The organism is Stenotrophomonas sp. 05N423 (assembly GCF_056397145.1).
Map to the genome: position 1 here is coordinate 135,205 of NZ_JBFTMV010000002.1, position 22,607 is coordinate 157,811.

At 68.9% G+C, this 22,607-nt stretch carries 21 protein-coding genes; 12 read left to right on the top strand and 9 right to left on the bottom strand.

The features are described 5' to 3' along the window. Positions 1-28 precede the first annotated feature (28 nt). Complete coding sequence (gene tldD, locus AC1DGW_RS04480; protein WP_478019882.1) at positions 29-1,489, top strand: metalloprotease TldD; 1,461 nt, start codon at positions 29-31, stop codon at positions 1,487-1,489. Positions 1,490-1,584: 95 nt separating this feature from the next. On the opposite strand, the gene yjgA is transcribed toward tldD, so the two are convergent. Then, complete coding sequence (gene yjgA, locus AC1DGW_RS04485) at positions 1,585-2,184, bottom strand: ribosome biogenesis factor YjgA (RefSeq protein WP_478019884.1); 600 nt, start codon at positions 2,182-2,184, stop codon at positions 1,585-1,587. 161 nt (positions 2,185-2,345) lie between these two features. On the opposite strand from yjgA, the gene pmbA reads away from it, so the two are divergent. After that, a complete protein-coding gene (gene pmbA, locus AC1DGW_RS04490; RefSeq protein WP_478019886.1) occupies positions 2,346-3,713 on the top strand; it encodes a metalloprotease PmbA in 1,368 nt (455 codons plus the stop codon). 97 nt (positions 3,714-3,810) lie between these two features. Then, positions 3,811-4,170 carry a DUF4870 domain-containing protein gene (locus tag AC1DGW_RS04495; protein ID WP_456116524.1) on the top strand — a complete coding sequence of 120 codons (360 nt, stop codon included), beginning with the start codon at positions 3,811-3,813 and terminating at the stop codon, positions 4,168-4,170. 112 nt (positions 4,171-4,282) lie between these two features. Here the strand turns inward: AC1DGW_RS04495 and AC1DGW_RS04500 are convergent, their stop codons facing one another. The 5 genes from AC1DGW_RS04500 to AC1DGW_RS04520 form a co-directional block, all read right to left on the bottom strand. Then, entirely contained in the window at positions 4,283-5,161 is an 879-nt protein-coding gene (locus AC1DGW_RS04500) for a polyprenyl synthetase family protein (RefSeq protein WP_478019888.1), read from the bottom strand. Beyond that, the gene (locus tag AC1DGW_RS04505) at positions 5,151-5,411 is read right to left on the bottom strand and encodes an exodeoxyribonuclease VII small subunit (RefSeq protein WP_478019890.1); all 261 of its coding nucleotides are present in this window, start codon (positions 5,409-5,411) and stop codon (positions 5,151-5,153) included. The genes AC1DGW_RS04500 and AC1DGW_RS04505 overlap by 11 nt, the downstream gene beginning before the upstream one ends. A gap of 31 nt (positions 5,412-5,442) precedes the next feature. Further along, positions 5,443-6,735, bottom strand: a complete 1,293-nt coding sequence (gene tilS / locus AC1DGW_RS04510) for a tRNA lysidine(34) synthetase TilS (RefSeq protein WP_478019892.1) — start codon at positions 6,733-6,735, stop codon at positions 5,443-5,445. Positions 6,736-6,879: 144 nt separating this feature from the next. Next, positions 6,880-7,224, bottom strand: a complete 345-nt coding sequence (locus tag AC1DGW_RS04515) for a WG repeat-containing protein (RefSeq protein WP_478019894.1) — start codon at positions 7,222-7,224, stop codon at positions 6,880-6,882. A gap of 255 nt (positions 7,225-7,479) precedes the next feature. After that, positions 7,480-9,177 carry an alkaline phosphatase gene (locus AC1DGW_RS04520; protein ID WP_478019896.1) on the bottom strand — a complete coding sequence of 566 codons (1,698 nt, stop codon included), beginning with the start codon at positions 9,175-9,177 and terminating at the stop codon, positions 7,480-7,482. 148 nt (positions 9,178-9,325) lie between these two features. Here AC1DGW_RS04520 and AC1DGW_RS04525 point away from each other — a divergent pair, with 148 nt between their 5' ends. The 9 genes from AC1DGW_RS04525 (at position 9,326) to AC1DGW_RS04565 (ending at position 19,558) form a co-directional block, all read left to right on the top strand. After that, complete coding sequence (locus tag AC1DGW_RS04525; protein ID WP_478019898.1) at positions 9,326-10,636, top strand: dicarboxylate/amino acid:cation symporter; 1,311 nt, start codon at positions 9,326-9,328, stop codon at positions 10,634-10,636. Positions 10,637-10,740: 104 nt separating this feature from the next. Further along, positions 10,741-12,108 carry a M16 family metallopeptidase gene (locus AC1DGW_RS04530; protein WP_478019900.1) on the top strand — a complete coding sequence of 456 codons (1,368 nt, stop codon included), beginning with the start codon at positions 10,741-10,743 and terminating at the stop codon, positions 12,106-12,108. Between the two features lie 10 nt (positions 12,109-12,118). Further along, on the top strand, positions 12,119-13,540 hold the full coding sequence (locus AC1DGW_RS04535) for a M16 family metallopeptidase (RefSeq protein WP_478019902.1): 1,422 nt from the start codon (positions 12,119-12,121) through the stop codon (positions 13,538-13,540). Between the two features lie 405 nt (positions 13,541-13,945). Beyond that, positions 13,946-14,479, top strand: coding sequence for a hypothetical protein (locus AC1DGW_RS04540; protein ID WP_478019904.1), 534 nt, complete (start codon positions 13,946-13,948; stop codon positions 14,477-14,479). Between the two features lies 1 nt (position 14,480). Further along, positions 14,481-15,128 (top strand): hypothetical protein, encoded by a 648-nt coding sequence (locus AC1DGW_RS04545; RefSeq protein ID WP_478019906.1) that lies wholly within the window; start codon positions 14,481-14,483, stop codon positions 15,126-15,128. Positions 15,129-15,175: 47 nt separating this feature from the next. Then, positions 15,176-16,609: an adhesin gene (locus tag AC1DGW_RS04550; protein ID WP_478019910.1), complete on the top strand. Its 1,434-nt coding sequence runs from the start codon at positions 15,176-15,178 to the stop codon at positions 16,607-16,609. A 146-nt stretch (positions 16,610-16,755) separates the two neighbouring features. After that, positions 16,756-17,454 carry a C39 family peptidase gene (locus tag AC1DGW_RS04555; RefSeq protein ID WP_478019912.1) on the top strand — a complete coding sequence of 233 codons (699 nt, stop codon included), beginning with the start codon at positions 16,756-16,758 and terminating at the stop codon, positions 17,452-17,454. A 12-nt stretch (positions 17,455-17,466) separates the two neighbouring features. Then, positions 17,467-18,228, top strand: a complete 762-nt coding sequence (locus AC1DGW_RS04560) for a hypothetical protein (protein ID WP_478019914.1) — start codon at positions 17,467-17,469, stop codon at positions 18,226-18,228. Positions 18,229-18,277: 49 nt separating this feature from the next. Beyond that, on the top strand, positions 18,278-19,558 hold the full coding sequence (locus tag AC1DGW_RS04565; RefSeq protein WP_478019916.1) for a transporter family protein: 1,281 nt from the start codon (positions 18,278-18,280) through the stop codon (positions 19,556-19,558). Positions 19,559-19,577: 19 nt separating this feature from the next. Here the strand turns inward: AC1DGW_RS04565 and AC1DGW_RS04570 are convergent, their stop codons facing one another. The 3 genes from AC1DGW_RS04570 to AC1DGW_RS04580 form a co-directional block, all read right to left on the bottom strand. Beyond that, a complete protein-coding gene (locus AC1DGW_RS04570; RefSeq protein WP_478019919.1) occupies positions 19,578-20,912 on the bottom strand; it encodes a sigma-54 interaction domain-containing protein in 1,335 nt (444 codons plus the stop codon). 191 nt (positions 20,913-21,103) lie between these two features. After that, entirely contained in the window at positions 21,104-21,853 is a 750-nt protein-coding gene (locus tag AC1DGW_RS04575) for a C40 family peptidase (RefSeq protein WP_478019921.1), read from the bottom strand. Positions 21,854-21,957: 104 nt separating this feature from the next. Beyond that, the gene (locus AC1DGW_RS04580) at positions 21,958-22,503 is read right to left on the bottom strand and encodes a C40 family peptidase (protein WP_478019923.1); all 546 of its coding nucleotides are present in this window, start codon (positions 22,501-22,503) and stop codon (positions 21,958-21,960) included. Positions 22,504-22,607 lie beyond the last annotated feature (104 nt).

Sequence of the window (22,607 nt, forward strand, 5' to 3'; positions counted from 1 at the left end):
CCGCAGGCCTGCCCCCATCTGGAAAGCCATGACCGACAACGCCCTGATGCTTGCCGAATCCCGCCTGCTGCTGCCGGCCGGGCTGGACGCCAACCGCCTCGAACGCACCTTCGGCACCCTGCTGGGGCCCGGCGTCGATTTCGGCGACCTGTATTTCCAGCACTCGCGGCGCGAGAGCTGGAGCGTGGAGGACGGCATCGTCAAGGACGGGGCGCATTCCATCGAGCAGGGCGTGGGCGTGCGCGCCATCGCCGGCGAGAAGACCGGCTTCGCGTACTCCGACGACATCCAGCCGGCGGCGCTGCTGGCCGCCGCGCAGTCGGCGCGGGCGATCTCGCGCGATGGCGGCACCTGCAACGCCAGCGCGCTGGTGCGCGGCGGCAGTCGTGCGCCGGCTTCAATCGGGTTCTACCCGGCGCTGGACCCGGTGGACAGCCTCGGCAACGAGGCCAAGGTGGAGGTGCTCAAGCGCCTGGACCGCTACCTGCGCGCCGCCGACCCGCGCGTGCAGCAGGTGATGGTGAGCCTGTCCGGTGGCGTCGACACGGTGCTGATCGCGCGCAGCGACGGCGTGCTCGGCGCCGACGTGCGTCCGCTGGTGCGCTTGAACGTGCAGGTGATCGTCGAGCAGGACGGCCGCCGTGAGTCCGGCTATGCCGGCGGCGGCGGGCGCTACGGTTACGGGGAACTGTTCGCCGACGGGCGTCCCGAAGCCTTCGCCCGCGAGGCGCTGCGGCAGGCGCTGGTGAACCTGGAGGCGATCCCGGCGCCGGCCGGGGTGATGCCGGTGGTGCTGGGCCCCGGTTGGCCCGGCGTGCTGCTGCACGAGGCGGTCGGCCACGGCCTGGAAGGCGATTTCAACCGCAAGGGCACCAGCGTCTATGCCGGCCGCATCGGCGAGCGCGTGGCGTCCAAGGGCGTGACCATCGTCGACGACGGCACCCTCGATGGCCGCCGCGGTTCGCTCAACATCGACGACGAAGGCACGCCGACCCAGTGCACCACGCTGATCGAGGACGGCATCCTGGTCGGCTACATGCAGGACACGCTCAACGCGCGGCTGATGGGCGTGGCGCCGACCGGCAACGGCCGTCGCGAGTCGTTCGCGCACATGACCATGCCGCGCATGACCAATACCTACATGCGCGCCGGCCAGCATGATCCGCAGGAAATGATCCGCTCGGTGAAAAAGGGCCTGTACGCGGTCAACTTCGGTGGCGGCCAGGTCGACATCACCAGCGGCAAGTACGTGTTCTCGGCGACCGAGGCCTACCTGATCGAGGACGGCAGGATCACCGCGCCGGTGAAGGGCGCGACCCTGATCGGCAACGGTCCGGAAACCATGCAGAAGGTACGCATGATCGGCAACGATCTGGCGCTGGACGAAGGCGTGGGCATCTGCGGCAAGGACGGGCAGAGCGTGCCGGTCGGCGTCGGCCAGCCCTCGCTGCTGATCGACGGCCTCACCGTGGGCGGTACGCAGGCGTAGCGCCGCCGCTGGCCGGCAAGGGCGAAGTCTCGTGATGCGCGGGGGTGCCGGCCAGCAGCCGGCGCTACCGGGAGTTGCCCATCAGGGGCGGACGCTCAGTCGCGTGCGGCGGCCTCGTCGTCGAGGTCATCGAAATCATGTTCGACGTCTTCCTCGTCCTGCCCGGCGGCAGCCTGCGCCGGCAGCATCAGGTCGCGCAGCACCTGGTAGATCTCGCGGAACGCGCGCGGCGGCTTGTTCTTCGCCTTTTCCGCCAGCGCATTGCGCACCAGGGTGCGCAGTTCCTGGCGGTCGGCGCCGGGGTATTCGTCCAGCAGTTCGGCCAGCGCGGCATCGCCTTCGGCCAGCAGGCGCTCGCGCCAGTGCTCGATGCGGTGCATCAGCGCCACCGCGCGCTTGGAGGTCTCGCTGTTGGCTTCCAGCGCATCGCGGATGGCTTCCAGCACGGCGTCGTCCTCGCGGCGCATCTGCTTGGCCAGGAACGCCAGCTGGCGCTTGCGCGCGCCGTGCGAGGTGATGCGCTTGCTGTACTCGATGTGCTCGAGCAGGTCTTCGGGGATGGGCAGCCGCGCCAGCTGCGCAGCCGTCAGTTCCACCAGCTTCTCGCCCAGCGCCAGTACTTCCAGCGCTTCGCGCCGGTTCTGGCTGCGGCTCTCGCTGAAAAATTCGCCGGTGTCTTCGTCGCGTCCGCGCATTGCCTTGTTACTCGATTAAAGTTGATCCATTAAGCCCTTCTCCCGCGGGGAGAGGGGGAGGGTACGGGCAGAGCGCCGTGCCCTTGTCCGGCGCCGCGCGCCACCTTCCTGCCCCGTTCCGCAGGGAGAAGGAAAAGCCGAATACCTGAAAGGATAAAGCATTGAACACCATCACCACCGGAACCTTCGCCGCCGACGACAGCCTGCAGCGGCTGGAACACCTGGCCGGCATCTCCCAGCGGCTGCTGGAAAAGGCCCGCGCGCTGGGCGCCAGCCAGGCCGAGGTCAGCTGCAGCGAGGACCGCGGCCTGGACGTGAACGTGCGCCTGGGCGAGGTGGAAACGGTCGAATCCACCCACGACCGCGGCATCGCCGTCACCGTGTACTTCGGCCAGCGCAAGGGCAGCGCCAGTACCGCCGACCTGCAGGAAGGCAGCCTGGAGGCGACCGTGGCCCAGGCCTGCGCCATCGCCCGCCATACCGAGGACGACGAAGCCGCCGGCCTGGCCGACGCCGCGCTGATGGCGCGCGATTTCCCCGACCTGGATACCTGGCACCCGTGGACGCTGGAAGCCCGCCACGCGGTGGACCTGGCCCTGGCCTGTGAGGCGGCCGGGCGCGGCGCCGACGCCCGCATCGCCAATTCCGACGGCGCCTCGGTGGCGACCGCGCAGAGCCTGTCGGTCTACGCCAATTCGCATGGTTTCATCGGCCGCGAGCGCAGCAGCCACCACTCCATCGGCTGTGCGCTGATCGCAGGCCAGGGCGATGGCATGCAGCGCGACGGCTGGTACAGCAGTGCGATCGCCCGTGCCGACCTGCAGGACCCGGAGGCCATCGGCCGGCGTGCGGCCGAGCGCACGGTCGCCCGCCTGCAGCCGCGCTCCCTGCCGACCGGGCAGGTACCGGTACTGTTCGCCGCCGAGGTCGCGCGCTCGCTGGTCGGTCACCTGCTGTCGGCCATCTCCGGCGGCGCGCTGTACCGGCGCGCCAGCTTCCTGCTGGACAGCGCCGGCACGCAGCTGTTCCCCGATTGGTTCCACATGGACGAACAGCCGCTGCTGCGCCACGGCCTGCGCTCGTGCGCGTTCGACGGCGAGGGCGTGGCCACGCGTGATTCGACGCTGGTGAGCGGCGGCGTGCTGCAGCGCTACGTCCTGGGCAGTTACTCGGCGCGCCGGCTGGGCCTGCAGACCACGGCCAACGCCGGCGGCGTGCACAACCTCAAGGTCGCGACCAATGCCGGCGACCTGCAGTCCATGCTGTCGGGTATGGGTACCGGGCTGCTGGTCACCGAACTGATGGGGCAGGGCGTCAACGGCGTGACCGGCGACTACTCGCGCGGCGCCGGTGGTTTCTGGGTCGAGAACGGGCAGATCGCCTGGCCGGTGGACGGCATCACCATCGCAGGCAATCTGAAACAGATGTTCGCCAGCATCGAAGCGGTGGGCAGCGATGTCGATCCGCGTTCGCATATCTCGACAGGATCGATCCTTGTCGGGAGAATGACGGTCGCGGGCGACGATTGACGTATTCTTCGGCAGCCGCCGCTGCGGGGCGATCCAGGGGACCGCGGATGACAGCCACCCCACACATTCCACAAGACCAAGGGTAAAGGGAAACACCATGAGCGATTACGAGAACAGCACTCCGCCGGCGGCCGGCTCCGACGACAACACCCTGGCCATGCTGGTGCACCTGTCGGGCATCATCCTGGGCTTCATCGTGCCGCTGATCATGTGGCTGGTGAACAAGGACAACCCGCAGAAGTCGTTCCTCACCGACCAGTCCAAGGAAGCGTTGAACTTCCAGCTCACGCTGCTGGGCGTCTACATCATCGGCACCATCCTTTCGATCATCCTGATCGGCGCGCTGATCAACCTGGTCGCCTGGATCGCCTGCATCGTGCTCAGCATCGTTGCCGGTCTGGCAGCCAACAAGGGCCAGGCCTACCGCTATCCGTTCGCGATCCGCCTGATCAAGTAATCCGGCGGCAGTGCGACGCAACAGAAAAGGCCCGGGATTCCCGGGCCTTTTCTGTTGCGTCGTCCGGAGCCTGCTCCATCGCGCCGTGGTGTGCGATGAAGCAGGCGAAGCGTCAATGCGAGCGGCGGATCGCCAGCTCGGCCAGCGCCGACAGCGCCCCGGCACGCGGGCCGAACGGCGCCAGCGCGTCGCGCATGTCGATGGCCAGCGCTTCCAGCCGCGCCTTGGCGCCGTCCATGCCCAGCAGCGCCGGGAAGGTGGATTTGTCCTGCGCCGCGTCCTTGCCGGCGGTCTTGCCCAGCTGCTCGGAGCTGGCCTCGACGTCGAGGATGTCGTCGCGCACCTGGAAGGCCAGGCCGAGCGCGTCGGCGAAGCCGTCCAGCCGCGCCAGCTCGGTCTCGCCGGCGCCGCCGCACAGCGCACCCATGCGTACCGCGGCGCGGATCAGCGCGCCGGTCTTGAGCGCATGCATGCGCTCAAGGTCGGACAGCGGCTGCTGGCGGCCGGTGGCGTCGATGTCCAGCGCCTGCCCGCCGCACATGCCGGCCGCACCGGAAGCGGTCGCCAGGGTGCGCAGGCAGGCCACGGCCAGCGCTGGCGGCAGCGGGGCTTCGGCGAGCAGTTCGAAGGCACGGGTCTGCAGCGCGTCGCCGGCCAGGATCGCGGTGGCTTCGTCGAAGGCGACGTGGGTGGTGGGGCGGCCGCGGCGCAGGTCGTCGTCGTCCATCGCCGGCAGGTCGTCGTGCACCAGTGAATAGGCGTGGACCAGTTCGACCGCGCTGGCCGGCGCATCGAGCAGGGCCGGGTCGGCGTCGAACAGGTGGCCGGCGGCGCGCACCAACAGCGGCCGCATGCGCTTGCCGCCACCCAGCGCGGCGTAGCGCATGGCCTGGTGCAGGCGCTGCGGTGCCGCGTCGGGGTCGGGCAATACGGCGTGCAGGTGCTGTCCGGTGCGTTCGATCCAGCCGGCGAACAGGGCCTCAGTCGACATCGCCGGCCTGTTGGAACGGTTCGGATTTCTCCGGCTGCGCCGGATCGGTAAGCAGGCGCACGCGCAGTTCGGCCTGTTCCAGCGCCTGCTGGCATTGCCGGTACAGGCCGACGCCGCGTTCGTAGGCGGCCAGCGACTGCTCCAGGCTCAGCTCGCCGGTTTCCATCTTCTCCACCAGTTGCTCCAGTTCTTCCAGCGACTGCTCGAAGTGGGCGACCGGCGAGGTCTCGTTGGGGGACTTCTTGGACATGGGGGAAGTGTGAGCGGCGGGCGGTAGCGGGTCAATTCGCGCTGCCCGGCGCCAGCCAGCGCAGCCGTGCATCGCGCGCCTGCAACCAGTCGTGCAAGGGCGCGGCGACGATGCGGTCGCCAGCGGCGAGCACCTGCGCGCCATCGCACAGCAGCGGCAGGTGCGCGCGCAGCCAGGGCGGGATGTCCGAGGCCTGCAGGCGGTGCTTGAGCAGGTGCGAATGGCTGCGGCCGGGCAGGTGGATGCGTTCGCCGCCCTGGCGCTGGCGTACGCGCAGCGGTGCGTCGAAACCGGGAGTGCCGTGCAGCGCCAGCACGCCGCCATCGGGCAGTGCCAGGGGCGCGCGGCCGTCCCATTCGGCCTGCCAGCCGGGCGGCCATGCGCGCCTGCCGGGGGCGGCATGCAGGCGGTCGCGCCAGCGCACGATGCGCGCGTCCCGCCAGCGGAATTCCGCCTGCCGGTCGTGGCCGGCGCCGAGCAGGTCATGCCGGATGCGGGCCACGCCATTGCCCGGCAGCGGCGGCAGGCCGCATTGCCGGACCCACAGGCGCAGCACGCGGGCGCACGTGGCGGCCGGCAGCGCGGACAGCGCGGCGACTTCGAGTGAATTGCCGTCGTCGCGGCAGCTGTCCAGCGCCTGTTCGTCGTGGTGATGCAGCAGCGTCGCCGCCTCGCCGGCGAGTTCGGCGCTGCGCGCGAACATGGCGGCCGCTTCCGGCCAGCGCGTGGCCAGCAACGGCATTACCGCGTTGCGCAGGAAGTTGCGGTCGAAGAGGTCGTCGCCGTTGCTGGGATCTTCGATCCAGCGCAGACCGTGCTGGCGGGCATGGGCTTCCAGCGCAGCGCGCGGGGTGTGCAGCAGCGGCCGCCACAGCCGCCCGCCAGCGAAGTCGCGGTGCTCGCGCATCGCCGCCAGACCGTCCACGCCCGAACCGCGAAGGGCACGCAGCAGGAAGGTTTCGGCCTGGTCGTCGCGATGATGCGCCAGCGCCAGCCATTCGCCCGGCCGCAGCAGTCCGGCGAACGCGGCATGGCGGGCGTGGCGCGCGGTGGCCTCCGGGCCTTCGCCGGCTCCGGCGTCCACCCGTACGCGCACGATCTGCAGCGGCACCTGCCATTGATCGCAGACCTGCTGGCAGTGCGCGGCCCAGTCGTCGGCGGCCGGCTGCAGCCCGTGGTGCACGTGCACGGCGCGCAGGCCGCGCTCGCGTGCCGTCGGGGCGTTCGCCAGCAGGTGCAGCAGCACGGTCGAGTCCAGCCCGCCGCTGAAACCGGCCAGCACCGGCGCGGTGAGGTCAGTCAGCGGTGACAGGCATGATTCCATCGCCGCATTGTAGGAGCGGCTTCAGTCGTGAGGGGCATACAGGCGGATCGTTCTTCCGCGCATTGGCGGCCAAGAAGGGACAGGAAACCCCTCTCCCATGCGTTTCAACGCGCGCCGGACGCTCCGGAGAAGCAAGCCCTTTCGCTACGGCGAGTCCGGCAGCACGTTGCCTTGACGATCGACGCGGAAACGCATGCCGCCGACGATGCCCGCATGGCCATAGGCATCGGGTGTGCCTTCGTGGCAGCCGTTGCAGGCTCCGGCTTCCCGTTCCGGAACGGGAAGCCCCAGTCGAGGCGCGTGGCGAAGGCCGGCTGCAGGCCGGTGCCGTGAGCCGATCCGGCCATCCACCCGCGCCGGGGTCAGGCCGTCGGCGAAGTAGTCCGGACCGTTGTCATGGGTGACGACCGGCAGACCGGCGCCATCGCGGCGGACGTAGTAGTACTGCCGGCCTGCCTGCAGCGCGGCCAGTCCGTTTTCATGACGCACATCCCTGTGCGTCACCCTTCGCGCGGCTTCGCCGTGAAAAACGGCCGTCCTGCCGTTTTTTCATCGAATCGAAGCCGCGCCAGCGCCCCGGTGCTGATGGCGAGCGTGCCCGGCTCCGTCTGCCGGCAGCCGGGCAGTACCTCGAAGCGGTCGGTATCGCGGCGATGGCAGGGTTCCCGGCGCAGGCCAGGGCGGGCAGCAGGGCCTGCGACAGCAGTGCCGCCGCTGGCCCCGACGTGTGCCATCGCGCGTGGTTCAAGGCGCCTTGCGTTCGAACTTCGCCGGCTGCGGCAGGTCCACCGGCACGCCCTGCGCATCGCAGGTGCCCTGCGCGCACAGGCGTTCGCGCAGGCGCGGAGTGGCCTGCACGATCAGGTGGTAGATCGCGTTCTGCTCCATCGTGCCGCGCACCGCCACGCTGCCGGGACCGCGCGCCCAGATGCCGACGTCCTCGCCGCCATGCGACTCGGCCTTGGCCGGGACCAGCGCTTCCTGCATGTAGTCCGGGTGCTCGGTGTCAACGTGGGTCAGGTCGGGGCGGCCCTGTGCCGGCTCATAGCTGCTGGGCGTGTGCGGGAAGGTCTTGGGGCCGGCCGGCTGGCGGTTGCTGGCGCCGGTGTAGCCGGGGCCGTTGGCGTAGCTGAGCGTGGTGTAGGGCAGGCCGGTGGCGTCGCGGGCCAGGTCGATGCCGCCGGCGCCGTCCTCGCCGCCCTTGTCCTTGACCTTGCCCAGGATCGCGTTGCCGCGCGCCGGGTAGCCGACGAAATTGAGCGTGTGCGAATGGTCGGCGGTGACGATGATCAGGGTGTCCTCGGCCGAGGTCGCCTCGACCGCCGCGCGCACCGCGTCGGACAGGGCGATGGTGTCGCCCAGCGCGCGCGCGGCGTTGCCGCTGTGGTTGGCGTGGTCGATGCGCGCGCCTTCCACCATCAGCACATAACCTTCCTGGTGCCTGGACAGGTTGGCGATGGCGGCGCGGGTCAGTTCGGCCAGCGACGGTTCGCCGGCCGGGTCCTTTGCGCGGTCCTGCTCGTACTGCATGTGGTCGGGTTCGAACAGGCCCAGCAGCGTCGGCGCGCCGGCGGCGGCCTTGAGCTGCTCGGCGTTCCACACGTAGGCGCCCTGCGGATGCGCGGCCTGCCATTCGGCCACCAGGTTGCGGCCGTCCAGGCGCAGGCCGACCTTGTCGGCGTATTCCGGGTCCTGCTCGTTGACGGTGGTGAACTGGCCACGGCCGCCGCCCAGGGCGACGAGCGGGCCGCGGCCGTAGCGCGAGGTCGACAGCAGCTGCTGGGCGATGTCCACGCAACCGGCCGCACGGGCCTTTTCCGGCAGGTCGGTGTCGTTCTCCCAGTTGCGGTCCGGCGAATGGGCGTAGGTCGCGGCCGGGGTGGCGTGGGTCAGGCGCGCGGTGGAGACCACGCCGGTGGCCATGCCGGCGCTGTCGGCCAGCTGCAGCCAGGTCAGGGCGTGCTTGTTCAGGCTGTCGGCGCAGTCGCTGCGGTTGCCGGCGCTGACGCCGATGGCGCCCATGTGGGTCTTCACGCCGGTGGTGATGGCGGTCATGGTGCCGGCCGAATCCGGCGTCTGCGAATCGGTGTTGTAGGTCTTGCTGAAGGCGGTAGCCGGGAATCGCTCCCAGGACAGCAGGTTCTCCTCGCCCGGGTTGCCGTGGCGCTGGCCTTCGAGGATGCGCGCGGCGGCCACGGTGGTCAGGCTCATGCCGTCGCCCAGGAACAGGATCACGTTCTTCGCCCTGCCGGCCATCGCGCCGTTGGCGGCGGCCTGCGCGGCGCCGTTGCGGTACCACCATTGCGGCGTCTCGCCCTGCGGGTGGCTGACTGCCGGCACTTCGACGGCGAAGGCCTGCGGCGCCCTGGGCGCGGCGGTGCTGGCGCAGGCGCCGAGCAGCAGGGTGGACAGGGCGGCGAGCAGGGGAGTGGCGTGGCGCATGCGGTCGACCATCGATCATGAACAGACGGCCATTATGACAAGCCAGAAAAGGCGTGCCGATGACACGCAGCTTTTCCGCACGGGGATCGTGCCGCCACCGGGCTTGCGCTATCGTTCCGGTCCCTGAAAAAGTTCCCGGATCACCTCTATGAAGCTGGTTTCTGCCTGGTTGCGGATCCCGTTCTGGCAGCGCGTGGCTGGCGGCTTCGTGCTCGGTGCGCTGGCCGGCTGGGTGCTGGGCCCGGCCGCCGACGTCTGGTTCGGCCCGCTGGGCGAGCTGTACGTCACCCTGATCAAGATGATCGCCGTGCCGCTGGTGTTCTTCGCGGTGATCAGCGCCATCGGCTCGCTGCACGGGCAGAAGTCGGTGGCCGCGCTGGGCGGACGCACCTTCCTGTGGTTCATCGTCACCGCCGTGCTGGCGGTGTGCGTCGGCCTGGGCGTGGGCACGCTGATGCAGCCGGGCACCGGTGGCCTCACCCTGGCGATGGACAGCGCCTACACCCCGCGCGACGTGCCGTCGGTGGCCAAGGTGCTGATGGACGTGGTGCCGTCCAACGTGTTCTACGCGCTGTCTGGCATCGGCACCCGGATCAACGCCGCCGGCGATACCGTGCTGGCGGCCGGGCGCGGTTCGATCCTGCCGGTGATCTTCTTCGCCGGCCTGCTGGGCTTCGCCATGGTCAAGCTCGGCGACAAGGTGGGCGAGGCGCGCAAGCTGGCCGGGCAGATGAGCGAGGTCATGATCCAGGTCACGCGCTTCGTGCTGGAAATGACCCCGCTGGGCACCTTCGGCCTGATCGCCGGCCTGGTCGGCAGCTATGGCTTCGAGAAACTGCTGCCGCTGGGCAATTTCGTGCTGGCGCTGTACGTGGCCTGCGCGCTGCACATCGTGGTGGTCTACAGCGGCCTGCTGCTGGCGCATGGCCTGAACCCGATCAAGTTCTTCCGCGGCGCGGCGCCGGGCATGCAGGTGGCGTTCGTGGCGTCGTCGAGCTTCGCGGCGATGCCGGTGGCGATGCGCTCGATCACCGCCAACCTCGGCGTCAACAAGGACTACGCCTCCTTCGCCGTGCCGCTGGGCGCCAGCATCAAGATGGACGGCTGCGGCGCGATCTACCCGGCGCTGTGCGCGGTGTTCATCGCCCAGTACACGGGCGTGCCGCTGACTCCGGAACAGTACGTGGTGGTGCTGATCGCTTCGGTGCTGGGCAGTTTCGGCACCGCCGGCGTGCCGGGCACGGCGGTGGTGATGGCCACCGTGGTGCTGAGCGCGGCCAACCTGCCGCTGGAGACCATCGGCTACCTGTACGCCATCGACCGCGTGCTGGACATGATGCGCACCATGACCAACGTCACCGGGCAGATGGTGGTGCCGGTGATCGTGGCCAAGGAAACCGGGCTGCTGGACCAGCAGGTCTACGATGCCCCGGTCCGCGCCGGCGTCGGGGTGGACTGACCGTCCGTCGGAGGCATGACCTCCGGCGGATATCCGCATATCGCGGGCGCATTATGGTGGCGGCGGCCGTCCGGCCTGCCCATGACAACGAAAGGAGTCGCTCCATGATGCTGCAACGAATGCTCCTGCTGGCCGGCTGCGCGCTGGCCGGCACGGCGGCTGCCGCCAACGCCGACCAGTGGCGGGTGCCGGTGGCGGTCGAGAAACTCGACAACGGCCTGACCGTGGTGGTGTCCGAGGACCACAGCGCCCCGGTGGTCGGGATCAGCGTGGTCTACCACGTCGGCATGCGCCTGGAACCGCGCAACCGCACCGGCTTCGCGCACCTGTTCGAGCACCTGATGTTCCAGGGCACGCCGCAGGCGCGCAAGGGCGTGTTCGACAGCGTGATCACCGGCGGCGGTGGCCGCAACAACGGCTCCACCCGCGCCGATTTCACCAACTACATCGAAACCGCGCCGGTGTCGGCGCTGGAGCCGATGCTGTGGCTGGAAGCGGACCGCATGCGCACGCTGGACTTCAACCCGGAGACGCTGAAGAACCAGCAGGACGTGGTCAAGGAGGAGATCCGCAACAACGTGCAGAACCAGCCCTATGGCGGTTTCATGTGGATCGACATCGGCCAGCACGCGTTCTCCAAGTGGGAGAACAACCATGACGGCTACGGCAGCTTCAAGGATCTGGAGAACGCCAGCCTCGATGACGTGCGTGGTTTCCACCGCGACTTCTATGGCCCCAACAACGCGGTGCTGTCCATCGCCGGCGATGTCACTCCCGAACAGGGCTTCGCCCTGGCCAGGCGCTATTTCGGCGATATCCCGGCGCGACCGACGCCGCCGCGCCCGGATTACAAGGAAGGGCTGAACACCCAGGAGATCCGCCTGCAGCAGTCCGACGCGCTGGCGCAGGTGCCGGCGCTGGCGGTGGGTTGGAAGATGCCCGACCGCGGCAGCCGTGACCAGGCGCCGATGGCGGTGCTGGGCGCGTTGCTGGCCGAAGGCGATGCCTCGCGCCTGCACCAGGGGCTGGTCAAGGGCCGCCAGTTGGCCTTGAACGTCGAGTCGCTCTATGGCCTGACCAGCGCCTGGGAGTACGACGGCCCGACCCTGTTCGTGGTGTTCGCGATGTACAAGCCAGACCACGACGCCGATGCGGTGCTGTCCGGCATCGACGCGGAAATCGCCAGGGTTGCCAGCGAAGGCGTGGATGCGGCGACGCTGGCACGGGTCAAGACCCAGCTGCTGGCGCAGTGGTATGACGGCCTGGAAATGTTCCTGGACCGCGCCGATGCCCTGGCCAAGCTGCAGACCCTGTGGGGCGACGCCAACGTGGTCAACCGCATCCCGGGCTGGATCGAGACGGTCAGCGCCGGCGATGTGCAGCGTGCTGCGCGTACCTACCTGACCACCGCCAACCGCACCGTCATCGACCGCAAGCCGGCGGCGATGCTGGCTCCCGCCGAGCAGAAGTGAGGACACCGCCATGATCAAACCAATGCCGTGCCTGCTCGCGATGGGCCTGGCCCTTTCGCTTGCCTCCGGCGGCGCCAGCGCCGCCACACCCGAACTGCCTGCCAGCCTGCCGGGCTATGCCGCGGACAAGCCGCTGCCGGTGCCGGACATCGCGCGCAAGACCCTGAGCAACGGCCTGGAAGTCTGGGTCGTGCCGCGCCAGGGGTTGCCGCGCGTGGACTACGTGCTGGCCATGCGCGACGCCGGGCTGGCCGCTGATGCCGCCGCCACGCCCGGTTTCGCCACCGTGCTGGCGCAGCTGCTGACCGCGGGCACCCAGGCGCACGACGCGCGCCAGATCGCCGAACTGGCCCAGGGCATGGGCGGCAGCGTCGGTGCCAGCGCCAGTGTCGATGGCCTGCTGCTCAGCGGCCAGGCGCTGGCCTCTCAGGCCAAGCCGATGCTGACCCTGCTCGCCGAAGTCGCGCGTACGCCGTCCTTCGCCGCCGACGAAGTGGATCTGGCCCGCGCCAACGCCGCCCAGGAACTGAAGGCCGCCGAGGCGCAGCCGGGTTTCCGTGCCTCGCGCGCGCTGCTGAAGGCGGTCTACGGCGACCACCCGTATGCACGCACGCAACTCGACCACGCCACCTTGCCGGCACTGACCCCGGCGGCGCTGAAACAGGAACACGCGCGCCGCTTCCGTCCGGGGCATGGCCTGCTGGTGATCACCGGCAGGATCGATGCCGCCACCGCGTTCGCCGAGGCCGAACGCGTCTTCGGCGACTGGAAGGGGCAGGGCGAGGCCGTGGCGGACACGGCACCGGCACCGCGACAGGCGGCGGCGCAGCGCGCGATCCTGCCGCGGCCGGGCAGCGTGCAGTCCACGTTCCGGATCGGCCGCCCGGCCATCGCCGCCACCGACCCGGACTATGTGCCGCTGCAACTGGCCAGCACCGTGCTGGGCAGCGGCATCAGCAGCCGCCTCAACCAGAACCTGCGCGAGGAAAAGGGCTATACCTACGGCGCCGGCGCAAGACTGGCGGCCCTGCGTGCCGGAGGCAATCTGGCGGCCTCGGCCGACGTGCGCAACGAAGTCACCGGCGCATCCTTGAAGGAGTTCTTCAAGGAATTCGATCGACTGGGCAAGGAGCCGGTACCGGCCGCGGAACTGGAGTCGACCAAGCGCTACGTCGCCGGCGGCTACCTGATCAGCAACCAGCTGCAGGCGGCCGTGGCCGGCACCCTGGCCGGCAACTGGCTGGCCGGACTTCCTGCCGAGTTCCTTGGCCAGTACGTGGGCAGGATCCGCGCCGTTGATGCCGCGAAGCTGCAGTCGGTGGCGGCGCGTTACTACGCGCCGGATTCGCAGTCGGTGATCGTGGTCGGCGACCGCGACGCGGTGGCGCCGCAGCTGGAACCGTTCGGCAGGTTCAGCGTCGAGGAACGCTGAGGAAACCGCATCCGGGCCGGATCGCTTCCGGCCCGGATCGCGGTGATGCCGCACACGCATGACGGCCGGACGTTCGCCTCGATGCGGCCTGTCGCTCATGGCGAAGATCCGCACCGGTTACCGCGGCGTCGCCAGTGGAAGAAATCTGGCCGCCCGCCGATCCGGCAACCGGACCGGGTGTGTAACCCCCTGTAGCGCCAACCTGTAACCCGACTGATACACCGCGCTTTGACGCCCATGCGCTGCGTCGCCATGCGCTCGAGCCAGCTGTGTGGAGGGTGTGGGGTGTAAAGGGCGATACAGGCGAACCATCTCGAGTCTTATTTCAAGTCTTTGTTTTTAAATGAAAACATGGCTTGGCATGGATGCTGCTCCGCCTCCCGCGTTGACCGGGGAGGCAGGGCGATGGCAGGCAGGAACCCATATCCGTTTTCGATCCTGATCGGATGCGTGCTGGCGATGGGCGCCAGCGGCACCGTCCAGGCTTCGGGCGCGCGCCAGGGCGTGAAGGCGCAACCCGGCGAAATCGTGCTGCTGCGCGATGTTCCCACCCGGCCGGCATACCGGATGCAGCCGCCGGGAATGGCGCTGATCGTCGATCCCTCGCCGCGCCGGGAGCTGGCCGCGGCACTGGGCACCGGCGGTGGCATCGACGAACTGGATGAGGACGGCTATGCCTCCATCGACTCGGCGATGGACCGGCCCTCGTCCGCGCATGCCGGGCAGACCACCGTCGAACGGGTGACCGGCGGCATGGTCGGCACTGCGCTGGGCCATGCCGTGGGCGAGGGCGGGATGCTGTCCGGCGCCCAGCTCGCGCGGACCATCGGTGGGCCGATGGGGGCCGTCGGTGGGGCCACCCGCGGTATCGGCGACCAGGTGCGCGGTGCGCTCGCGCAGTTCCCGATGGGCCAGCCGGCCGGACCGGGAGGCCGTTGAAATGGCCGCGCGCGCTCTCCGTGGTCGCATGCCGGTCCTGCTCCTGCAGATCCTGTTGTTGTCGGGCAGCGCCGCTGCGTGGGCGCAGCAGGCCGACCCCTACGCGCCGATGCTTGCCTACCTGCAGGAGAGCAGCCGCATCGACGGCAATGCGCTGGCCGGCAGCCAGGGCGCGATCCGCGTCAACCAGGCGGCGGGCGATCTCAATCTGCAGGCCAATCTGCACAGCGTGGCAGTCGGTCGCCTGGCCGATGCCGGCATCCATGTGCGCCAGTCGCAGGCGGACAGCCAGGCCACCGCGCCGTTGGCCGCCTCGGCCAGCATCGGCGGCAATGCGCTGGCTGGCGCAGGCGGCCTCGTTTCGATCAATCAGGCCAGTGGCGGCGGCAATGCGGAGCTCAACTCCGTGGCCGTCGCGCTGGCCGCACAGGGCATACGCGAAGCGGGGGACGAAGCGATGGCTTCGCCGTCCGCGTTCGCGTCGGCAGGGGAGCGGTTCGTTGCCGGCGATCCACGCGCCATCCGAAGGGTGGCGGTGGAGGCATCCGCGTTGCGCGGCTTCGGTGGTGTGCTGCAACTCAATCAGATAGCGGGATCCGGCAATGCCGTGGAAAACAGGATCGGCATTTCCGTGCAAGGCGTCCCGTGAACAAGGTTCCATCCACCCGATGCATCAGAAAACCTGAAGAGGGCACCATGAAAGCGAATGTCAAATGGACGGTACTCGCCATGGCCGTTGCCGCGCTGGTCGCCAGCACGGCGGCGAGTGCGGCGGACGACCAGAACGCCAGCGCCGACATCGATCACAAGCACAACGTGACCGAAACGCGCACCAACACCAACACCAACACGAATACCAACACCACCACCAACGACACCAGGAACAACACCCAGAACACCACGGTCGATACCGACGTCGACCTGAAACTGGATGCTGCCGCGACGCTGCGCTACTGGGATTCGCGCTCCAACACCGAGGTGCGCGAGGATGTGCAGAAGACCTCCAGCGTCACTTCCGACGAACGCAAGGAGAAGAACAACCACGGCGTGGACGTGAACCTGGAGAAGGACCTGCGCCTGGGCTCGAACATCCAGTTCTCCGGCGATCCGACCATCAGCGGTGACATCAACATCGACTCGGCGGCGATCGCGGTGGTCGACAACCGCCAGTCGATTTCCGGCAACACGGCTGAGAACGGCCTGGTGGAGAACTCGGCGTCCATCGCCGACGACGTCGGCTCCACCGCCTCGGGCAACCTGGGCTTCAATGCCGCCGCCGGCGACAACAACACCCAGGACAACGCGGCTTCGCTGTCGGCGGCCGATGCGTCCTTCAGCTTCGGCATGGCCGATGCCGAGGTGTTCGTCAACCAGAGCGGCATGAACAACATGACGATGAACCACGGCGTGACCAACAGCGCGGGCATCGGCGGCAACGCCTTCGCCAACGCTGCCGGCAACATCGGCGTCAACGTCACCTCGGGCAACAACAACGAGCAGAAGAACGCGCTCGCCGCCTCCGTCGCCACCTCCGCCTACGCGCAGTCGAGCATCAGTTCCAACCAGGTATCCACCGGCAACCACGTGGAGAACAACGGGTACTACGACTACGTGGTGGACAGCTACACGCTCAACCTGAGCGGCCGCGTGGCGGGCAATACCAGCGGTACCGGCAGCGGCACCTACAACGGCACCGGAAACTCCTACCAGAAGACCAACTTCTATCCGGACAACTGGACCGGCGACACGCATCCGGGCGGCAGCCAGACCGGGCACAGCGACTGGGACTTCCAGACCCAGGGCGCGGTCGCCAACCCCAACCGCCCGGGCGTGGGCGGCATGGCCTGGGATACGGATGAGCACGGCAACCTGTCGTTCTCGGAAATGGGCACGGCTGATCTGGTGGCCAGCCTGAGCGGGCAGGTGGTCGACGTCGACTGGATCGCGGTCAATGCCACCAACACCGCCAGCCTGTCCGGCAGCGCCTTCACCGGGGCGTCGGGCAACATCGGCGTGAACGTCTCCGCCGGCACCGGCAACCTGCAGGCCAACAGCCTGGCGCTGGCGGTGGCGCAACCGTCCACCGGCGGTGGTGGTGGAGGCGGTGGCGGCGAAGGCGGCGGCCAGTGACAGTCGTGGCCCGCCATTGAGCGGCGGGCCATGGCACGAGCGATCCGCCCGGCCATCCGCCAATGGCCGGGCGATCCCGGGAGCCCTTGTTCCGTCCCCCTGCGGGCAAGGGCTCCCACCTGCCGAATACGCACCGGAGATTCTCCATGTACCGAAGGATGTTGCTGCTGGCCTGGGCTGTGTCCACGGCATGGCCGTGTGCCGCCGGGGACGTCGCCTTCAGCGGCGTATTGCCCAACGGCGCGGTCTACCGGCAGCCGGTGGAGAGCATGCAGGAGCGGCGCTTCCGCAACCTGGTGAGGCAGCACACCGACTACAGCTGCGGAGCGGCGGCGCTGGCCACGGTGCTGCGCTACGCCTACCACCTGGAAGCCGACGAATCGACGGTGATCGAGGGAATGATGGGCGTGTCCGACCCGGCGCTGGTCCGCCAGCGTGGCTTCTCGCTGCTGGACATCAAGCGCTATGTCGAATCGCTGGGCATGCGCGGCCGCGGTTACCGCATCAGCGAAGAGCGGCTGCGCTCGCTGCGCGTGCCCGGGCTGGTGCTGATGGACGTGCGTGGTTTCCGCCATTTCGTCGTGCTCAAGCAGGTGCGCGGGGACATGGCCGAACTGGCCGATCCGATCCTGGGCAACCGGGTGGTGCCGCTGGCGGATTTCCTCGCCGCATGGCCCTCGCGCGCGGTGTTCATCGTGATCGGCAGCGATTTCGACCGCAACACCGTGTTGCTGCTGCCCAGCGAAAAGCCCAGTGCCCGCGCGCTGTACGCGCGGCAGGGCGCGACAGCCATCACCGACGCCGAACTGGTGGATTTCGGCTTCACCCATGCCGATCTGTTTTGAAGGAACCGGATCATGAACATCGCGATGTACGCCGGCCTGGTGCTGGCAGTGGCAACGGCCTTCCCCGTGCATGGTGCCGAGCCAGGCAGCGCGCCGGGCAGGAAGCCGCAGGAAATCCCGGACGCGGAACTGGGCCTGATGCGCGGCCGCTACATCGTGGGCGGCAATGCGGTGGCGTGGTTCGGGGTGACCATGATCTCCACCTGGCAGACGGCGTCCGGCCAGCAGTTGCAGGGCGCGCTGACGCTGGCGATGGATTTCAGCAAGGGCAGAGTCCCGAAAATCAGCTTCACGCCCAGCGTGAGCATCACCGCGGCCGACGCGCCGCTGCCGGATACCGGCGGGCGCAGCGTCGACGGCAGCGGGCTGCGCAACGTGGCCGGGCTGGTGCAGAGCGTGCAGGTGGCCGGTGAAGGCAACCTGGCCAGCAACGCCATGCACCTGACCGTGCGCGATGGTGGCGTGGTGCCCGACGGTGGCGGCACCTCCAGCGGCCAGGCGTTGCGGCAGTTGGAAGGCGCCAGCGCCGTGGCCGCATTCGATGGCGACGCGGCGCACGTGCTGCTGCAGATCGACGGCCAGGGCGCGGTCGAGCAGTGGCTGCGCAGCGGCAGCGTGGGCCAGCGCATTGCACTGACCGGCGATGGGCAACAGGCCGCCAATCGCCTGCAGATCGACCTGGTGAGGCAAGGCCTGGCCGACAACCTGCCGCTGGCGCAGAACGTGGCGCAGGCCATCGCGCTGACCCGCGGCGGCATCGCGACAGGGTATTGAGCCGGCGTGGCCGGTAACGGCAACTGGGCATCGAACGAGGAATCCGACAATGAAACAGCTGGCGATGGCGGCGCTGGTAGGCCTTGCAGTGTGCTCGCCGAAAGTCGCGGCGCAGGCGCAGGCCACCGATGACGAGGCGGGTGTCAGGGCATTGATGGCGCAACTTGAGACGCTCAAGGCCAGCTATGCGCAGGAAGTACGCAGGCTGCGGGAGCTGGACATGCAGGTACAGGCGATGCAGGCGCGCATCAGCGGCAAGGCCGCGACGGCAACGCCGGCGGCCCCGGCTGCGCCACCCGCGGCGCCGCCCGCCGAGAGCGAGGGCTATGCCAGCAGCGCGAGCGAGGCACGCGCCGCGAAGGAGTCGGCGCGACGCAGCGTGGACGACGTGAAACAGCAGCAGTCGGCCCTGTTCAACCGCCGGCTGACGCTGGAAAACAGCCTTACCTACGCGCGCTATGACCGCAAGCAGCTCACCCTCAATGGATTCCTGGCGCTGGATGCGATTTTCCTCGGCAACATCGCCATCGAGAACGTGGAATCGGACTCGCTGACCTACAACTTCGCCGCACGTTGGGGCGTCAATCCGAAGCTGACGCTCAACCTCGATGTGCCTTACATCGCGCGCAAGACGATCTACCAGAAGGGGGGCGCCGGCGGTTCGGCGGCGGCGGTGGCGCAGGAGGAAACCCACGGTGCGGGCATCGGCGACATCACCGCCAGCGCGAACTACCGCTTGTTCCAGGAAGGGCCAAGGCGCCCGGAGACGGTGATGACGGTGGGCATCACCGCGCCCACCGGCCGCGAACCCTATGGGCTGGACTGGAAGGTGATCGAACGCGACGACGACGACTTCATCCGTTTCGCGGTGCCGGCCGAGCAGCCCACCGGCAATGGATTGTGGCAGGCCAGCGTCGGCCTGTCGGCGGTGAAGACCGCCGATCCGGCCATCCTGTTCGGCAACATCGGCTACATCCGTTCGTTCAAGCGCAGCTTCGCCGACATCGACTCCAATCCGGACACAGTCAATCCGGGGCAGGTGGAGCTGGGCGACTCGTACTACTTCGGCGCCGGTGTCGCGTTCGCGTTCAACGAGCGCACCAGCCTGAGCATTTCCTTCAGCGACAAGCTCAGCGCCCGCGCATCGACGCGCTACAAGGGCGGGCAGTGGGTCAAGGTGATCGGCAGCGACGCCAACGCCGGCACCCTGAACTTCGGCGTGACCTACGCGCTGACGCCCAGGACCACGCTGGTGAGCATGCTGGGCATCGGCCTGACCCCCGACGCACCCGACTTCAGCCTGGCGTTCAAGGTGCCCTACATGCTGTAACCGGAAGCCGGCGCAGGGATCAGCGCAGGCTCTCCAGCTGCAGGTGGTGCTTGCGGCACAGCCGGTAGACGGTGACGCGCGAGACCTTCATCAGCCGCGCGCAGGCGCTGATGTTGTAGTGGCTGCGCGCCAGGCAGGCCACCAGCGTTTCACGCTCGTCGCGCAGACGGGCGTCCTGCAGGTGCGCGCGGGTTTCAGCCGGTGCGGCCAGTTCCAGGTCTGCGCAGTCGATCAGTTCGTTGTCCGTGGTGATGGCCGCCCGCAGCACGCGGTTGAGCAGTTCGCGGACATTGCCGGGCCAGTGGAAGTCCGCCAGCGCCTGGCGCGCGTCCGGGGTATACCCGCGCGCGCGGATGAGGTGGCGCGCGCGGAATTCCTGCAGGAAGTGCATGGCGAGCAACTCGATATCGCCCTCGCGGCGGCGCAGGGCCGGCATGGTCAGGCGCAGCACGTTCAACCGGTAATACAGGTCGCTGCGGAAGCGGCCCTGTTCCATCGCCTGTTCCAGGTCCACGTGGGTCGCGGCCAGCACGCGCACGTCGACATGGATCGACTGGTTGCTGCCGATACGCTCGATCGTGCCTTCCTGCAGCACCCGCAGCAGGCTGGTCTGCGCTTCCATCGGCAGGTCGCCGATCTCGTCCAGGAATACGGTGCCGCGGTGCGCGCTCTCGAACAGTCCGGCGCGCCGCGCGGTGGCGCCGGTGAAGGCGCCGCGCTCGTGGCCGAACAGTTCGGACTGCAGCAGGGTCGGCGCGATCGCACCGCAGTTGACCGCGTGGAAGGGGTGTCCGTTGCGCGGCGACAGGCGGTGCAGTGCATGGGCGGCCGCTTCCTTGCCGGTGCCGGTTTCGCCGGTGACGAGGACCGGCAGGTCGACCGGCGCGAACTTGCGCAGGGTCGCGCGCATGGCGAGCATCGCGCTGCTCTGGCCCATCAGGCAGGCGAGCGCATCGTCGGACCCGCCCGGCGTGGATGTTTCCTGCAGCGATGCCAGTTGCCGCAGCAGTTCGGCAGGGTCCAGCGGATGCGGCAACCGGTGCCGGCAACTGGACAGCGCATGCCGGAGCTGGATATCGCCATCGTCCGGCGCCGGCGGCAGCAGCGCGAGCAGCGGAAGATGGCGGTACGCGGTGGCCACTTCGGCGGCGGCCGCGAGGTCGCTGCCGGAGCACGTCCTGAAATCCAGCACGCCGATCACGATGTCTTCGCTGCGCATCCCCACGCCGCCGGCCTGCGACAACGACACCGCGCGTATGTGCCAACCGCTGGAAGCCAGCAGCGCCCGTTCCGTCGAACAGGGCGTCCCGAACCAGATGACGCAGCGGCGGGAGGGAGCAGGTGTTGCGGACATGGCGGTCACCTTGCTGCAAGCGACCAACTTATACCTTTCGTAAACCGCACGGAATGCGCAGGAAGCCCGAATATGTGCCTGAATACGCTGGAAAAACCGGGTGGTGGGCATTCATCCGGCCGGCTGCCTGCCCGCAACGAAAAAGCCGCGGCAGTGCCGCGGCTTTTCGGGGATCGGGAACAGGTTGCCGGTTACAGGTCCAGGCGGCGCGCCTGCATGAACTTGTCGCCCCAGTAGCCGCTGAGCAGGGTATCGGTGCGCACGTCCTTGCCCGTGCTCGGGGCATGCAGGAAGCGACCCTCGCCGACATAGATGCCGACATGGTCGACGCGGCCCCTGCGGCCGAAGAACACCAGATCGCCGGCGACCAGCGCCGAGCGGTCCTTGATCAGTTCGTTGCTGGTCTGGCTGGCCATCTCGCGCGAAACGCGCGGCAGTTCGACGCCCAGGGCGGTGCGGAACACGTAGCCGACCAGGCCGCTGCAGTCGAAGCCGGCGTCCGGCGAGGTACCGCCCCAGCGGTACGGGGTACCCAGCAGGGTCATGGCGCGGCGCAGGATCGACTGCACCTTGCCGTCGCTGTCGTTGGCCAGCGCGGAGTCGGTGGCGCTGGCAACGCTCTTGGAGGCGTCGTAGGCCGAGAGCAGGCGGCCCAGGTCGCCAGCGAACATGGCCGAGCGGTCCATCAGCGGAATGGTGTCGTTGGCGGCCAGATGCGGGAGCAGGGCGGCCAGGGTGGCGGTCGCGGCGGCGTCGGCCTTGCTGCGCTGGGTTTCGGTCTTTGCGGCTGCCGGCTTTGCGGCGGCGGGGTCGGCTTCCGGGGCGCTCTGGGCGAAGGCCGGAACGGCGGTAATGGTCAGCGCCGCGGCGCACAGCAGCCGGCGGAGCGCGGGAAATCGGTGACCGGGTTGACCCGGATGGGACGGATTTTTGTTCGTCACGCGGCAGTCACGGAAATAGCGATGGGCGATCATGCCCTGTGAAAGGCCCGTATAGGTACAAATTTCGTTAAGTTTTCATTATCTACCGTGACTTTTTTCACACTTCAGCGCAGCACGCGCTTGGCGCCGGTGTAGTGGTCGCGCCAGTAGGCGCCGTCCAGATAGTCCAGCCGGACCGTGCCGCCGGTGCTCGGCGCATGCACGAAACGGCCTTCGCCGACATAGATGCCGACATGCCAGACGTTGCCCTTGTCGCCGAAGAACACCAGGTCGCCGGCCGCCAGCTGGCGCGGTTCGATGCGTGGCCCCTGCAGGGCGGCCAGTTCCCGCGAGGTGCGTGGCAGGTCCAGCGCCAGCATGTCGCGGTAGACGTAGCCGACCAGCCCGCTGCAGTCGAAGCCGGACTCGGGCGTATTGCCGCCGTAGCGGTAAGGGGTGCCGACCAGGCCCAGCGCCCGCATCAGTACCGACGAGGCGGCGGCCGGGTTGGCCGGCGTCACCTGCGGCCAGGCATGGGAGGCGGAGGGAGGCGGCGAGGGAGGCGGCGATCGTCTGGCAGGCGCATGGCCGCAGGCGGCGAGGACGGCGGCCGCGGCGAACAGGGCCGGCAGCCGCCAGCGGCGGTACCGGAAAACTGGCGTGATGTGCATGGAGCCCGGATAATGCGCCACCTCAAGACGGCTGCCATGATGGCTGCCTCCCCGTCGGCCGGCAAGGCCGTCCCAACGTCTGCCAGCGGGCAGCCACTGAAGAG

Bases quoted from the DNA above. Each gene is read 5' to 3' on its own strand.
- AC1DGW_RS04540 (WP_478019904.1), top strand. From the start codon at position 13,946: ATGGCAGGCAGGAACCCATATCCGTTTTCGATCCTGATCGGATGCGTG.
- AC1DGW_RS04550 (WP_478019910.1), top strand. From the start codon at position 15,176: ATGAAAGCGAATGTCAAATGGACGGTACTCGCCATGGCCGTTGCCGCG.
- AC1DGW_RS04525 (WP_478019898.1), top strand. From the start codon at position 9,326: ATGAAGCTGGTTTCTGCCTGGTTGCGGATCCCGTTCTGGCAGCGCGTG.
- AC1DGW_RS04555 (WP_478019912.1), top strand. From the start codon at position 16,756: ATGTACCGAAGGATGTTGCTGCTGGCCTGGGCTGTGTCCACGGCATGG.
- tldD (WP_478019882.1), top strand. From the start codon at position 29: ATGACCGACAACGCCCTGATGCTTGCCGAATCCCGCCTGCTGCTGCCG.
- AC1DGW_RS04545 (WP_478019906.1), top strand. From the start codon at position 14,481: ATGGCCGCGCGCGCTCTCCGTGGTCGCATGCCGGTCCTGCTCCTGCAG.
- AC1DGW_RS04520 (WP_478019896.1), bottom strand. From the start codon at position 9,177: ATGCGCCACGCCACTCCCCTGCTCGCCGCCCTGTCCACCCTGCTGCTC.
- AC1DGW_RS04530 (WP_478019900.1), top strand. From the start codon at position 10,741: ATGATGCTGCAACGAATGCTCCTGCTGGCCGGCTGCGCGCTGGCCGGC.
- AC1DGW_RS04505 (WP_478019890.1), bottom strand. From the start codon at position 5,411: ATGTCCAAGAAGTCCCCCAACGAGACCTCGCCGGTCGCCCACTTCGAG.
- AC1DGW_RS04535 (WP_478019902.1), top strand. From the start codon at position 12,119: ATGATCAAACCAATGCCGTGCCTGCTCGCGATGGGCCTGGCCCTTTCG.
- AC1DGW_RS04560 (WP_478019914.1), top strand. From the start codon at position 17,467: ATGAACATCGCGATGTACGCCGGCCTGGTGCTGGCAGTGGCAACGGCC.
- AC1DGW_RS04500 (WP_478019888.1), bottom strand. From the start codon at position 5,161: ATGTCGACTGAGGCCCTGTTCGCCGGCTGGATCGAACGCACCGGACAG.
- tilS (WP_478019892.1), bottom strand. From the start codon at position 6,735: ATGGAATCATGCCTGTCACCGCTGACTGACCTCACCGCGCCGGTGCTG.
- AC1DGW_RS04495 (WP_456116524.1), top strand. From the start codon at position 3,811: ATGAGCGATTACGAGAACAGCACTCCGCCGGCGGCCGGCTCCGACGAC.
- AC1DGW_RS04570 (WP_478019919.1), bottom strand. From the start codon at position 20,912: ATGTCCGCAACACCTGCTCCCTCCCGCCGCTGCGTCATCTGGTTCGGG.
- AC1DGW_RS04580 (WP_478019923.1), bottom strand. From the start codon at position 22,503: ATGCACATCACGCCAGTTTTCCGGTACCGCCGCTGGCGGCTGCCGGCC.
- AC1DGW_RS04565 (WP_478019916.1), top strand. From the start codon at position 18,278: ATGAAACAGCTGGCGATGGCGGCGCTGGTAGGCCTTGCAGTGTGCTCG.
- yjgA (WP_478019884.1), bottom strand. From the start codon at position 2,184: ATGCGCGGACGCGACGAAGACACCGGCGAATTTTTCAGCGAGAGCCGC.